This is a genomic window from Streptomyces sp. SID14436 (assembly GCF_010548465.1).
Lineage (GTDB): Bacteria > Actinomycetota > Actinomycetes > Streptomycetales > Streptomycetaceae > Streptomyces.
This window is the reverse complement of record NZ_JAAGMD010000847.1, coordinates 1-12,598: the sequence shown is the minus strand read 5'-3', so window position 1 is coordinate 12,598 and position 12,598 is coordinate 1. Positions and strand designations below refer to the sequence as shown.

Below are 12,598 nucleotides of genomic sequence, written 5' to 3'. Positions count from 1 at the left end.
GCCGGCCGGCCGGCGTGGTGCCGATCCGGTGCAGCAGGTCGCCGGTGGTGTCGAGGCGGCCGGGGCCGTCGGGGTGCGCCGGGCCGGCGGGGTGGGTCGCGGTCATGCACCGATGCTGGCCCGGGCACGTTGCCGGGCCGTTGCGCGGGCGTGACGGGCGTTTTCCGGCCCTTCACGGCCCGCCCGGCGCCGCCGGGTGAGCCGTCCTGACCTGGGCGCACGCCACCCGCGTGAGGCCGGTCACACCGCGCCCGCCGAACCGGCGGTGCCGCCGGGACGTCTTCGCCCAGCGAGTGCCGACCCGGGAGGTCCGTTCCGATGCGCCGATTCACCGTCCGCCGTCCCCGCCTGCCGCGCACCCGCGCGGGACAGCGCCGGCTGGTGCGGGTGGTGGCGGGCCTCGGCACGCTGGCGCTGCTCCCGGCGACCTGGCTGCACCTGACGGCCGAGGACCGGCTGCGGACCGCCGCCGACGTGCCGCGCACCGACGTGGCCGTGGTGTTCGGCGCGGGCCTGTGGGACGGGGAGCCGTCGCCCTACCTCGCGCACCGGCTGGACGCGGCGGCGGAGCTGTACCGGGCGGGCCGGATCCGGGTGGTCCTGGTCACCGGCGACAACAGCCGCGAGGACTACGACGAGCCGGACGCGATGCGCGCCTACCTCACCCGGCACGGCGTGCCCGGCACCCGGATCGTCAGCGACTACGCGGGCTTCGACACCTGGGACTCCTGTGTGCGGGCCCGGAAGATCTTCGGCGTGGACCGCGCGGTGCTGATCAGTCAGGGCTTCCACGTGCGGCGGGCGGTCGCGCTGTGCGAGGCGGCCGGGGTGACGTCGTACGGGGTCGGCGTGACCGAACGGCACGACGCCACCTGGTACTACGGGGGTGCCCGGGAGATCCTCGCGGCGGGGAAGGCGGCGCTGGACGCGGCGTTCCGGCCCGACCCCCGCTTCCTCGGCCCGGAGGAGGCGGGCGTGGAGCGGGCCCTGGCGGAGGCCCGCGCGGGAGGGGACTGACGGGTGCGGAAGCCGTCGTCGCCCGGCAGCCTGCGCCGGGGCCCCTCACCGCGGGCCGTCGCCGGCGCGGAGGCGGCCGTACCGGGCGCGTAACACGGGCTGGTGCGGTGCGTAACACCGGGCGCGCAGGGTGGACGGCATGCACAGCACCGTGACGCCCACGCACTGCCCCTACTGCGCGCTGCAGTGCGGGATGAACCTGACGCCGGCCCCGGACGGGACCGTCGCCGTGACCGAGCGCGCGGACTTCCCGGTGAACCGGGGGGCGTTGTGCGGCAAGGGGCGCACCGCCCCCGCCGTGCTCTCCCCGGCCGTGCGGCTGACGTCGCCGCTGGTGCGGTCCGGGGACGGCACGCTGGTGCCCGCCTCCTGGGACGAGGCGCTGGACCGGGTCGCCGACGGGCTGCGGCGGGCCCGGTCCGGGCACGGGGCGGACGCGGTCGGGGTGTTCGGCGGGGGCGGGCTGACGAACGAGAAGGCGTACGCGCTGGGCAAGTTCGCGCGGGTGGTGCTGGGGACCTCGCAGATCGACTACAACGGGCGGTTCTGCATGTCGTCGGCGGCGGCCGCGGGCGGCAGGGCGTTCGGGGTCGACCGAGGGCTGCCGTTCCCGCTGGCGGACATCCCGAGGACCGGCTGCGTGATCCTCGTCGGGGCGAACCCGGCGGAGACCATGCCGCCGTTCGTGCGGTACCTCACGGAGCTGAAGGAGAACGGCGGCACCCTGATCGTCGTGGACCCGCGCCGGACCCGGACCGCCGAGCAGGCCGACCTCCACCTGGCGCCCCGCCCCGGCACCGACCTGGCGCTGGCCCTGGGCCTGCTGCACCTGGTCGTCGCCGAGGGCCGCACCGACGAGGCGTACATCCGGGAGCGCACCACCGGCTGGGAGGAGACCCGGGCGGCGGCGATGGCGCACTGGCCGGAGTACGTGGAGCGGGTGACGGGCGTGTCCGTGCCCGAACTGCGCCGCGCGGTGCGCCTGTTCTGCGCGCCGGAGGCGGCGATGGTGCTGACCGCGCGCGGGCCGGAGCAGCAGTCCAAGGGCACCGACACGGTGAGCGCGTGGATCAACCTGTGCCTGGCGACCGGCCGGGCGGGCCGCCCGCTGTCCGGGTACGGGTGCCTGACCGGGCAGGGCAACGGGCAGGGCGGGCGGGAGCACGGCCAGAAGGCCGACCAGCTGCCCGGCTACCGCCGGCTGACGGACCCGGCGGCGCGGGCGCACGTGGCCGGGGTGTGGGGGGTGGACCCGGACACGCTGCCCGGGCCGGGGCGCAGCGCCTACGAGCTGCTGGACGCGCTGGGCGGCGACATCCGCGCGCTGCTGCTGATGGGGTCCAACCCGGTGGTGTCGGCGCCGCGCGCCGCGCACGTCGAGGAGCGGATCCGCGCGCTGGACTTCCTGGCGGTGTGCGACGTGGTGCTGTCGGAGACGGCCGCGCTCGCCGACGTCGTGCTGCCGGTGACGCAGTGGGCGGAGGAGACCGGCACGACGACCAGCCTGGAGGGGAGGGTGCTGCTGCGGCGCAGGGCCGTCTCCCCGCCGGCAGGGGTGCGCAGCGACCTGGAGGTGCTGCACGGGCTGGCCGTCCGGCTGGACGACGGCCGGGGACGGCACCGGGGCTTCCCCTGCGACCCGGAGGAGGTCTTCGAGGAGCTGCGCCGGGCGAGCGCGGGCGGGGCAGCGGACTACTCCGGCATCACCTACGGCCGGCTGGAGCGGGAGCAGGGCGTCTTCTGGCCGTGCCCGGCACCGGCCGGCCGGGCGTCCGGCGCCGTCCACCCCGGCACTCCCCGCCTGTTCCTCGACCGGTTCGCCACCGAGGACGGCCGGGCCCGGTTCGTCGCCGTGTCGCACCGCGCGGCGGCCGAGGAGCCGGACGACGACTACCCCGTGCTGCTCACCACCGGCCGGGTCGTCGCCCAGTACCAGTCGGGTGCGCAGACCCGGCGGGTGGCGGAGCTGAACGATGCCGCTCCCGGCCCGTTCGTGGAGCTGCACCCGCGGCTCGCGGAGCGGCTGGGCGCGGCCGAGGGCGACCCGCTGGCGGTGGTGTCCCGGCGGGGCCGGGTGGTGGCGCCGGCCCGGATCACCTCCGCCGTCCGCCCCGACACGGTGTTCATGCCGTTCCACTGGCCGGGCGCGGGCCGCGCCAACACCCTCACCAACCCGGCCCTGGACCCGGTGTCGCGGATGCCGGAGTTCAAGACGTGCGCGGTGCGGGTGGAACGGGTGGGGGCGGTCGCCGGCGCCGCGGGCGGCACGTGACAATCGGTGCCGTAAGGCCCCTCGGGCGCCGCCGCGCGCAGGGGCGCCCCGACCCGTGCAGGTGAACCAGTGACGCCTCTCCCGTTCTTCGTCTACGGCACCCTCCGCCCCGGTGAGGTCAACCACGACCTGTTCCTGCGCGGCCGCACCCTGCGCGAGGAACCCGGCCGGCTCCGGGACGCCCTGCTGTACGACGGCCCCGGCTACCCGTTCGCCGTCGAGGAGCCCGGCCCGGTGGTGCGCGGGGAGCTGGTGACGTCGCGGCCGGAGGCGTACGCGGGGCTGCTCGCCGAGCTGGACCGGCTGGAGGAGTACGCGCCGGGCGATCCGCGCAACGTCTACGAACGGGTGGTGCGGGACGTCGTGCGGGACGCGGACGGGGCCGCGGTACGGGCGTGGGTGTACGTCGCCGCGCCCCCGGTCGCCGCGCGGCTGCGGCGCGGGGGCGACCGGATCCAGGGCGGCGACTGGCGGGACCGGCGGCGGGACGCGCCACCTCGGGTCGGCTGACCCGGCCCGGCCCGCCCGCCCGGGCGCCTCAGGTGCGTCGTGCGGGGGTCCCGTACGGCCGCCGTGCGCGGGCCTGTTGGACGCGGCGCCGCAGGTGCAGGCCGCCCAGTCCGAGGGCTCCGGCCGCGAGGAACCACGCCCCGGTGACGATGTCCTCCCCCTCGGCGCGCTGGAAGTCCCGCTGCTGCGCGTAGCTCCGGGTCTCCCGGGAGTCGCGGTGCGGGTAGCACGTCTCGCCGGGGCGCATCCGCGGGGGGTGTTCCTCCCCGTCCGCGCCGATGTTGACGCCGGGGCAGCGGACTTCGGCGGCGCCCCCGTTGTTCAGCATCCCCCCGCAGGACTGGACGAGCCCGTACGTCACGACGGCCCACAGCACCAGCAGCACCCCGGTCCGCGCCCGCATCCGCACCCGCACCCGCACCCGGCCCACCTCCCCGCGCGGCACGGTAGTGCCTCCGCGCCGCCCGGCGGGGCACGGCCCCCGGACCGTCCGCGAGGGCGGGCGGGCCGGTCACCCGTTCACCGTCGCGCGGCGTATCCTTCCCGGTATCCGCCCCTGCGGGGCCGCGACGGCGCCGGTGACCTGCTGAAACGCGACGCGCACCGGGGCCGGCCCGCTCCCCCTGACACCCATTCAGCCCGCCTTCTGACACCCCCTCAGGGAGCGGTCCGGGCCGGGTGGCACTTACCTCGGAAAGCAGGGACGCGATCGACGGCGGCACATGGGGGTGCCGCGGGCCGCGGCCCGTTCGTGAGCTCGAGGGAGCATCGATGCGAGGTTCCGCCCGGCCGCTGACCGGCACCGTGCTCGCCGTGGCCGCAGCGGGGGTGCTGGTCGCGCCCGCGTACGCCGCCCCGGCGGACCACCTGTCCGGCATCCCGGCCGGCACCACCGCCGACGCCCTGGAGGTGTATCCCTCCTCGGCCGTCCCGGGCGACCACGTCACCGTGAACACCGCGGCGTGCGGGAAGGACGGCGCCGCGACGGGCGACGCGACCGCCGTGGGCGCCGGCCGGTTCACGCTCGTGCCGACCGCGCACGAGGAGGACCTGGCCGGCCGGTTCCGGGTGCCGCCGAGCGCGGTGCCGGGGACGTACGAGATCGTCGCCCGGTGCGCCGGGAACAACCGGCGGGTGACCGGTGACCTGGTGGTCACCCTGACGTCCGCCACGCATCAGGTGGCCCCCCGGGGCAGTGTGAAGACGGGGGTCGGCGGCGCTCTGGGCCCCGACCCCGTGCGGACCGCGGCCGGTGTGGCGGCCCTCGCCGTCGCCGCCGCGGGCGGTACCTGGCTCCTGCATCGCCGGGCGAGAGGCGACGGGATCTGACGGGCACCCTCCGCTGCCCGTCCGCCGGTACCGCATGTCCCCTCCCCCTCCGGGCCCGACGCCCCTCGCGGCCCGGAGGGGGGTACGGGGCCCCGACCAGGAAGAGGTCCGTCCGTCATGCGCCGAAGGTTCCGCCTGCCCGGCGGGACGGGGAACACGGCCATAGCCGCCGTCACCGTCGTCGCCCTCTGCTCCGGCCTGTGGCTGCTCCAAGACGGGGCCGCCCCGCCCGCCCCGCCCCAGCCCTCCCCCGCCCAGGCCCGCGCCGTCGACGACGACCGCAGCGGCGGCCCGGTGTCCGCGCCCGCGCTGCCGCCGTCCCCGCCCGACCGGATCCGCATCCCGGCGATCGACGTGGACGCCCCGCTGACCGGCCTCGGGCTGACCCCGACGGGCAGCCTGGACGTCCCCCCGGCCGCCCGGAAGAACCTCGCCGGCTGGTACGAGGCGGGGACCACGCCCGGTGAGCGGGGCACCGCGATCGTCGCGGGCCACGTGGACAACGCCGAGGGCCCCGCCGTCTTCTTCTCCCTGGGCGCGCTGCGCAAGGGCAGCACCATCGAGGTGGACCGGCGGGACGGGGGCGTCGCCGTGTTCACCGTGGACGCCGTGGAGGTGTACGACGCGCGAGAGTTCCCCGACGCGAAGGTGTACGGCGCGGCGCACCGTCCCGAGCTGCGGGTCATCACCTGCGGCGGCGGCTACTCCCGCACCACCGGCTACCGGGGCAACGTGGTGGTGTACGCGCATCTGACCGGCAGCCGCTGAGCCGGCCCCGGGGGCCGCGCCCCGGGTTCAGCCCGTCTCCCGCCCCGCTCCGTCGAGCAGGCCGGCGGGCAGCACGCGGCCGGCCCCGATCACCTCGATGCCGAGCAGACGCCCGTCCGCGTCCAGGTCGAGGAACGCCTCGGCGTCCGTCCAGGGCCCGTCGACCGGGACCTGGCGGACCGCGCCGCCGGGCGGGACGTGCGCGGTGAGCCGCACGTAGGCCGTGTCGTGCTCCGGGTCGTACGCGATGTGCACGGGTTTCCTCGGGGGTTCCGGGCCGGCCGGGTTCAGGCCAGCCACTGGTCGTAGGCGAGGTTGGCGACCAGGGCGAACACGACGACCAGCAGGACGACGCGGACGAAGCCGCTGCCCCGCTTGAGCGCCGTGTGCGCGCCGAGGGTGCCGCCGGCCAGGTTGAACACGGCCATCAGCGCGGCCAGCTGCCAGAGCACGGCGCCCTGCCAGGCGAACATGGCGAGCGCCCCGGCGTTGGTGCAGCAGTTGACGATCTTGGCGGTGGCGGAGGCGGTGACCAGGTCGAGGTGGAGCAGGGCGGTGAGCGCCAGCACGAGGAAGGTGCCGGTGCCGGGACCGACGAGTCCGTCGTAGAAGCCGATGCCCAGGCCCGCCAGGCCGATCGCCGCGAGGGTCCGGCGGCGGCTCACCGGGCCGGGTGCGGGGGCGGTGCCGAAGGCGGGACGCAGGATGACGAAGGCGGCGACCGCGAGCAGCACCACCATGATGACCGGCTTGAGGACCTCGGTGCTCATCCCGGCCGCGAGGAACGCCCCGCCCGAGGAGCCCGCGAGGGCGGCCAGCCCGATGCGGACGGCGGTGCGGACGTCGACCGGCGCCTTGCGGGCGTAGGTCACCGCCGCGCCGGTGGTGCCGACGATGGCGACCGCCTTGTTGGTGCCCAGGGCGTGCGCGGCCGGGGTGCCGGCGGGCAGGCCGAGCAGCAGGGCGGGCAGGAGCAGCAGCCCGCCACCGCCGACCACGGCGTCGATCCAGCCGGCGGCCAGGGCCGCCAGACAGAGCAGGACGACGGCGGTCAGGGAGATGTCGGGCATGCCCGCGACCCTATGGAGCAGATAGTTGTCACGTCCATCAAGATGAGCGTTTCCTGAGGTTGACGCTGCTCACACGCCCTCGGCGGCCTCACAGCAGCGCCGCTCCCCCGCTGAGCGCAGCGTTCCGCGCGGGAAACAGCTCGGATGCGGCCGGGTAACACCTGCCGCGCAGGCTCGGGGCATGACCTGGAACGAGCGTGTGGTGGTGATCGGCTCCGGCCTCGCGGGCGTCCGCCTCGCCCGGCGGCTCGGCGAGCTGGGCACGTCCGTCACGCTGATCGGCGAGGAGCGGCACCCGCCGTACAACCGGGTGCTGCTCGCCGAGGTGCTGGCCGGACGGTACGGCCCCGAGGTGATCACCCTGCCGGCGCCCGCGGAGCTGACCCGGGCCCGGGTGACCGGCATCGACCGCGCCGCCCGGACCGTCACCTGCGCCGACGGCACCGTGCTGGCGTACGGCCGCCTGGTGCTGGCCACCGGCTCCAACCCCGTCCTGCCGCCGCTGCGCGGCCTGTTCACCACCGGCCCCGAGCTGCCCCGGGGCGTGCACGCCTTCCGCACCCTGGACGACTGCCTGGGCCTGGCCGACGCGGTCCGGCCGGGCGTGCGGGCGGTGGTGATCGGCGGCGGCCTGCTCGGCGTGTCCGCGGCCCGGGCGCTCGCGGCGCGCGGTGCGCAGGTGGTGCTCGCCCAGCAGTCCGAGCGCCTCATGGAACGCCGGCTCGACCCGGCCGCCTCGGTGCTCGTCGAGCGGTACCTCACCGGTCTCGGGGTGGAGGTGCACACCGAGTGCCGGGTGCGGGACGTGCGCTGCGCCGGCGGCGCGGTCCGCTCGGTGGAGCTGGCCGACGGCTACGCCCTGGGCGCCGACCTCGTGGTGCTGGCCTGCGGCGTCCACCCGAGGGTGGGTCTCGCGCAGGCCGCCGGGCTCGACGTCCGCAAGGGCGTCGTCGTCGACGACGAGCTGCGCACCTCCGACCCGCGCATCCACGCCGTCGGCGACTGCGCCCAGCACGCGGGCACGGTGTACGGGCTCGCCGCCCCGGCCCTCGAACAGGCCGAAGTGCTCGCCGCGCTGCTCGCCGGGGACCCCACCGCCCGCTACACCGGCACCCGCTCCCTGACCCGGCTCACCCTCACCGGGCCGGACAGCCCCTTCGACCTGGCCGCGTTCGGCGAGACGGAGGCGCTGCCGGGCGACGACGTCGTGCAGCTCGCCGACGCCACCCGCGGCACCTACCGCAAGGTCGTCGTCCGCGACGACCGCCTGGTCGGCGGGGTTCTGGTCGGCGAACTCGGCACCGTCGGCGCCCTCGCGCGCGCCTGGGAGGGAGCGGAGCCGCTCCCCTCCGACGGCGGGCCCCTGCTCCACCTGCTCACCCATGACGGAGGCTCCTGATGCCCACGGACACACCGACCCTCGTGCTCATCGGCCACGGCATGGTCGGCCAGCGTTTCCTCCAGGCGCTCGCCGAGCGCGGTCTGACCGCCACGCACCGCGTGGTCGTGCTGTGCGAGGAGCCGCGTCCGGCCTACGACCGCGTCCAGCTCACCTCGTACTTCTCGGGGAGGACCCCCGAGGACCTGTCCCTGACGGACGCGGCCTTCATCGAGACGCACGGCATCGAGCTGCGCGTCGGCGACCCGGCGGTGAGCGTCGACCGCGCGGCGCGCACGGTGACCGCCCGCTCCGGGCTGGTCGTCGGCTACGACGTCCTGGTCCTCGCCACCGGCTCCTACCCGTTCGTGCCCCCGGTGCCGAACAAGGACGCCGGGGGCTGCTTCGTCTACCGCACCATCGAGGACCTGCTGGCGATCGAGGAGTACGCGCGGACGGCGACGACCGGCGCGGTGGTCGGCGGCGGGCTGCTCGGGCTGGAGGCGGCGGGCGCGCTCAAGGGCCTCGGGCTGACCACCCACATCGTGGAGTTCGCGCCCCGGCTGATGCCCGTCCAGGTCGACGAGGGCGGCGGCGCGGCACTGCTGCGCACCGTCGAGGAGATGGGCCTCGCCGTCCACACCGGCGTCGGCACCCAGGAGATCGTGGTCGGCGCGGACGGTGCGGTCACCGGCATGAAGCTGTCCGACGGGTCCGAACTCGCCACCGACCTGGTGGTGTTCTCCGCCGGTGTCCGCCCCCGCGACCGGCTCGCCCGGGACTGCGGCCTCGACGTCGGCGAGCGCGGCGGCATCGCGGTGGACGAGCAGTGCCGCACGGTCACCGACCCGCACGTGTTCGCGATCGGCGAGTGCGCGCTGGCCGCCGACGGCCGGGTGTACGGCCTGGTCGCCCCCGGCTACGAGCAGGCGGAGACCGCCGCCGCGGCCATCGCCGACGCCGAGGCGTCGTTCACCGGCGCCGACCTGTCCACCAAGCTGAAGCTGCTCGGCGTGGACGTCGCGTCCTTCGGCGACGCACACGGCACCGGCGGGGACTGCCTCGACGTCGTCTACTCCGACTCCCGGGCCGGCCTGTACAAGAAGCTGGTCATCGGGCGGGACGGCACGCTGCTCGGCGGCATCCTGGTCGGCGACGCGGAGGCGTACGGCACGCTGCGCGCCTTCACCGGCTCGGTGCCGCCCGTCGCCCCCGAGGCGCTGGTGCTGCCCGCGGGCGCCGGGGCCCCGGCACGGCTCGGCCCGTCCGCGCTGCCCGACGACGCCGTCGTCTGCTCCTGCCACAACGTCACCAAGGGCACCGTCCGCGGCGCGGTCACCGAGCACCGGTGCACCACGGTGCCCGAGGTGAAGAAGTGCACCAAGGCCGGTACCGGCTGCGGAAGTTGCGTCAAGGTGCTGGGTCAGCTGGTCGACGCGGAGCTGGAGGCGAACGGCGTCGAGGTCGACAAGGGCCTGTGCGGCTGCTTCGGCCACACCCGCGAGGAGCTGTACGAGATCGTCCTCGCCCTGCGCCTCACCTCCTACCGCGAACTCCTGGACCGGTACGGCCGCGAGAAGGCCCGGGGCGGCGACGGCTGCGAGGTCTGCAAACCCGCGGTCGGCTCGATCATCGCCTCCCTCGCCCCGGCGATCGGGGCCAGCACCTACGTCCTCGACGGCGAACAGGCCGCACTGCAGGACACCAACGACCACTTCCTGGCCAACCTCCAGCGCAACGGCTCCTATTCGGTGGTGCCGCGCATCCCCGGCGGGGAGATCGCCCCCGAGAAGCTCATCGTCATCGGGGAGATCGCCCGCGACTTCGGCCTCTACACGAAGATCACCGGCGGTCAGCGCATCGACATGTTCGGCGCCCGCGTCGAGCAACTGCCCCTGATCTGGGCGCGCCTGGTCGACGCGGGCTTCGAGTCCGGCCACGCCTACGGCAAGTCGCTGCGCACGGTGAAGTCCTGTGTCGGACAGACCTGGTGCCGGTACGGCGTGCAGGACTCGGTGCGCATAGCGATCGACCTGGAGCTGCGCTACCGGGGGCTGCGTTCCCCGCACAAGCTCAAGTCGGCCGTCTCCGGCTGCCAGCGCGAGTGCGCCGAGGCGCAGTCCAAGGACTTCGGCGTCATCGCCACCGCCAACGGCTGGAACCTCTACGTCGGAGGCAACGGCGGCGCCACCCCGCGCCACGCGGACCTGCTCGCCCAGGACCTCTCCGACGCCGAACTGGTGCGCCTGATCGACCGGTTCCTGATGTTCTACATCCGCACCGCCGACCGGCTGGAGCGCACCAGCGTCTGGCTGGAGCGGATCCCCGGCGGCCTGGACCACGTGCGGGACGTGGTCGTCCACGACTCGCTCGGCATCTGCGACGAGCTGGAGGCGCTGATGGCCGCCCATGTCGCGCACTACCGCGACGAGTGGGCGGAGACCATCGGCGACCCGGAGAGGCTGGCCCGGTTCGTGTCCTTCGTGAACGCCCCCGACGCCCCCGACCCGGTGGTCGCCTTCGTGCCGGAGCGCGACCAGATCAAGCCCGACCTGCCCCTGCTGAGCATCGGCCGGCGGCCCGCCGACGACCTCCTGGAAGGAAGCGCCACGCGATGACCCTGGCACTGGAGACCACCGATCTGAAGGTCCGGCTCCGCCTGGCGGACGCCTGGTTCCCCGTCTGCGACCTGAGCGCGCTGCTCCCGGGCCGCGGGGTGGCGGCCCTCCTCCCGGACGGCCGCCAGGTGGCCGTCTTCGCCGACCGCACCGGACGCCTGTACGCCATCGACAACCGCGACCCCTTCACCGGCGCCGCGGTCCTCTCCCGCGGCCTGACCGGCACCCACCGGGGCCGCCCCTTCGTCGCCTCGCCGCTGCTGAAGCAGCGCTTCGACCTGGAGTCGGGCCGCTGCCTGGACGACGAGTCGGTCCGGGTGCGGACGTACGAGGTGAGGGCGGGGTGACCCCCTTATAACAAAAGTCTTGTTAAAATGGCCGGCATGACCACTCCCCCTTCCCCCGACCCCGCTCCCGGCGAAGGCCCCGTCCGCCCGGTCTCCGTGTCCCTCCACGAAGGAACCATCGCCGCCCTCAAGGCGCGGACCGGCAAACGGGGCATGTCCGCCTACGTCGAAGCGCTCATCCAACGCCAACTGGAGCGGGACCGGCTGCACGAGCTCATCACGGAGGCAGAGGCCGAACACGGACCGGCCGACCCTGCGGCCGTGGAGGCCAAGCGAGCGATCCTGCGCGGTGACGCGGCCGACTCGGCGGACGCCGCGTGAGCGGCACACTCGTGCTGGACTGCGAGGGCTTGTCCCAACTCGTACGACGCACACCCGAGCTCACCGAATGGCTCGCCGCGGCCGAGGCCGAGGACACGCGCGTCATCACCAGCTCGGTCACCCTCGTCGAAGCCCGCGACCCCAGGACGAACCAGGCACGCTTCGACTACGCCGTCTCCCGGGTGAACATCGTCCCGCCCACCGAGGCCATCGCACGCCATGCCAGCAGGCTCCTCGCCGCGGCGGGACTGCACGGCCACAAGTACGCCCTCGACGCGATCGTGGCCGCCACCGCCCTGGCATCACCCGCGCCCGTCACCCTCCTGACCTCGGACCCCGAGGATCTCACCCTGCTGTGTGCTCCCGGCGTCCGCATCGCCAAAATCTGAGGACCACGGCCCTGTCGCGGGCCGGCAGCCCTCGCCCTGACGTACGGCTACCGCACGGTCACGTCACGTTCGCATCACGGGTCCGCCATATCGGCACAGTGCTCCGCAGGCCCTCCCCTAACGTCGGCATCTCACATCCTGCGGGGCCGTCTCGGAAGCGGTCCCGCCCCTGGATACCGCACAAAGCTGGGGGGCTCCCTGTGAACGTGTTCCGCAAGCCTGCCGCCGTGGCCGTCGCCGCCGTCGCACTCGCCGTCGTTCCCGCCACCGCCGAGGCGCACGACGGCACCCACCCCTTCAAGAACTGCTCCGAGGCGTACGCCGCCGGGTACGCGAACATCCCCAAGGGCGACGACCACTACGGCAAGCACCTGGACCGCGACAGCGACGGCATCGGCTGCGACCAGCCGCCCGCGGACTTCGTCCCCCACAACGACGAGGAGCGGCCCGCCACTCCCGCCACGGACACCGGCGGCGGCTCGGACGCCGGGGAGCAGGGCGGCGGCAGCGACCTCGCGGAGACCGGCGGCAGCAGCGCCACCCCGTACGTCGCGGCGGGCGGCGCCGCGGTGCTGCTCG

Annotated in this window: 14 protein-coding genes; 11 read left to right on the top strand and 3 right to left on the bottom strand. The window is 75.2% G+C overall.

Going from position 1 to position 12,598, the window contains the following annotated elements; all coding sequences use genetic code 11:
- Positions 1-318: 318 nt before the first annotated feature.
- From G3I53_RS31015 to G3I53_RS31005, 3 genes are all read left to right on the top strand, one after another.
- Positions 319-1,017 (top strand): ElyC/SanA/YdcF family protein, encoded by a 699-nt coding sequence (locus G3I53_RS31015; protein WP_164343042.1) that lies wholly within the window; start codon positions 319-321, stop codon positions 1,015-1,017.
- Between the two features lie 139 nt (positions 1,018-1,156).
- A complete protein-coding gene (locus tag G3I53_RS31010) occupies positions 1,157-3,289 on the top strand; it encodes a molybdopterin oxidoreductase family protein (RefSeq protein ID WP_164332562.1) in 2,133 nt (710 codons plus the stop codon).
- A 69-nt stretch (positions 3,290-3,358) separates the two neighbouring features.
- Complete coding sequence (locus G3I53_RS31005) at positions 3,359-3,799, top strand: gamma-glutamylcyclotransferase family protein (protein WP_164439002.1); 441 nt, start codon at positions 3,359-3,361, stop codon at positions 3,797-3,799.
- A 28-nt stretch (positions 3,800-3,827) separates the two neighbouring features.
- Here G3I53_RS31005 and G3I53_RS31000 read toward each other — a convergent pair whose 3' ends face one another.
- A complete protein-coding gene (locus G3I53_RS31000) occupies positions 3,828-4,244 on the bottom strand; it encodes a hypothetical protein (RefSeq protein WP_164439001.1) in 417 nt (138 codons plus the stop codon).
- A gap of 326 nt (positions 4,245-4,570) precedes the next feature.
- On the opposite strand from G3I53_RS31000, the gene G3I53_RS30995 reads away from it, so the two are divergent.
- Complete coding sequence (locus tag G3I53_RS30995; protein ID WP_164439000.1) at positions 4,571-5,128, top strand: hypothetical protein; 558 nt, start codon at positions 4,571-4,573, stop codon at positions 5,126-5,128.
- 117 nt (positions 5,129-5,245) lie between these two features.
- Positions 5,246-5,896, top strand: a complete 651-nt coding sequence (locus tag G3I53_RS30990; protein WP_164438999.1) for a class F sortase — start codon at positions 5,246-5,248, stop codon at positions 5,894-5,896.
- Between the two features lie 27 nt (positions 5,897-5,923).
- Here G3I53_RS30990 and G3I53_RS30985 read toward each other — a convergent pair whose 3' ends face one another.
- A complete protein-coding gene (locus tag G3I53_RS30985; RefSeq protein WP_164438998.1) occupies positions 5,924-6,151 on the bottom strand; it encodes a DUF2283 domain-containing protein in 228 nt (75 codons plus the stop codon).
- A 32-nt stretch (positions 6,152-6,183) separates the two neighbouring features.
- On the bottom strand, positions 6,184-6,966 hold the full coding sequence (locus G3I53_RS30980) for a sulfite exporter TauE/SafE family protein (protein WP_164438997.1): 783 nt from the start codon (positions 6,964-6,966) through the stop codon (positions 6,184-6,186).
- A 181-nt stretch (positions 6,967-7,147) separates the two neighbouring features.
- On the opposite strand from G3I53_RS30980, the gene G3I53_RS30975 reads away from it, so the two are divergent.
- The 6 genes from G3I53_RS30975 to G3I53_RS30950 form a co-directional block, all read left to right on the top strand.
- A complete protein-coding gene (locus G3I53_RS30975) occupies positions 7,148-8,365 on the top strand; it encodes an FAD-dependent oxidoreductase (protein ID WP_164438996.1) in 1,218 nt (405 codons plus the stop codon).
- Positions 8,365-10,962, top strand: coding sequence for a nitrite reductase large subunit NirB (gene nirB, locus G3I53_RS30970; RefSeq protein ID WP_164332535.1), 2,598 nt, complete (start codon positions 8,365-8,367; stop codon positions 10,960-10,962). Before G3I53_RS30975 ends, nirB begins: the two co-directional genes overlap by 1 nt.
- Positions 10,959-11,309 (top strand): nitrite reductase small subunit NirD, encoded by a 351-nt coding sequence (gene nirD / locus G3I53_RS30965; RefSeq protein ID WP_164332534.1) that lies wholly within the window; start codon positions 10,959-10,961, stop codon positions 11,307-11,309. Before nirB ends, nirD begins: the two co-directional genes overlap by 4 nt.
- Before the next feature lie 36 nt (positions 11,310-11,345).
- Complete coding sequence (locus G3I53_RS30960; protein ID WP_164332533.1) at positions 11,346-11,630, top strand: hypothetical protein; 285 nt, start codon at positions 11,346-11,348, stop codon at positions 11,628-11,630.
- Entirely contained in the window at positions 11,627-12,019 is a 393-nt protein-coding gene (locus G3I53_RS30955) for a PIN domain-containing protein (protein ID WP_164332532.1), read from the top strand. The genes G3I53_RS30960 and G3I53_RS30955 overlap by 4 nt, the downstream gene beginning before the upstream one ends.
- Positions 12,020-12,219: 200 nt before the next feature.
- The coding region (locus G3I53_RS30950) for an excalibur calcium-binding domain-containing protein (RefSeq protein WP_164438995.1) at positions 12,220-12,598 on the top strand (379 nt) is incomplete at its 3' end.

Bases quoted from the DNA above. Each gene is read 5' to 3' on its own strand.
- G3I53_RS30960 (WP_164332533.1), top strand. From the start codon at position 11,346: ATGACCACTCCCCCTTCCCCCGACCCCGCTCCCGGCGAAGGCCCCGTC.
- G3I53_RS30995 (WP_164439000.1), top strand. From the start codon at position 4,571: ATGCGAGGTTCCGCCCGGCCGCTGACCGGCACCGTGCTCGCCGTGGCC.
- nirD (WP_164332534.1), top strand. From the start codon at position 10,959: ATGACCCTGGCACTGGAGACCACCGATCTGAAGGTCCGGCTCCGCCTG.
- G3I53_RS31015 (WP_164343042.1), top strand. From the start codon at position 319: ATGCGCCGATTCACCGTCCGCCGTCCCCGCCTGCCGCGCACCCGCGCG.
- G3I53_RS31010 (WP_164332562.1), top strand. From the start codon at position 1,157: ATGCACAGCACCGTGACGCCCACGCACTGCCCCTACTGCGCGCTGCAG.
- nirB (WP_164332535.1), top strand. From the start codon at position 8,365: ATGCCCACGGACACACCGACCCTCGTGCTCATCGGCCACGGCATGGTC.
- G3I53_RS30980 (WP_164438997.1), bottom strand. From the start codon at position 6,966: ATGCCCGACATCTCCCTGACCGCCGTCGTCCTGCTCTGTCTGGCGGCC.
- G3I53_RS30990 (WP_164438999.1), top strand. From the start codon at position 5,246: ATGCGCCGAAGGTTCCGCCTGCCCGGCGGGACGGGGAACACGGCCATA.
- G3I53_RS30975 (WP_164438996.1), top strand. From the start codon at position 7,148: ATGACCTGGAACGAGCGTGTGGTGGTGATCGGCTCCGGCCTCGCGGGC.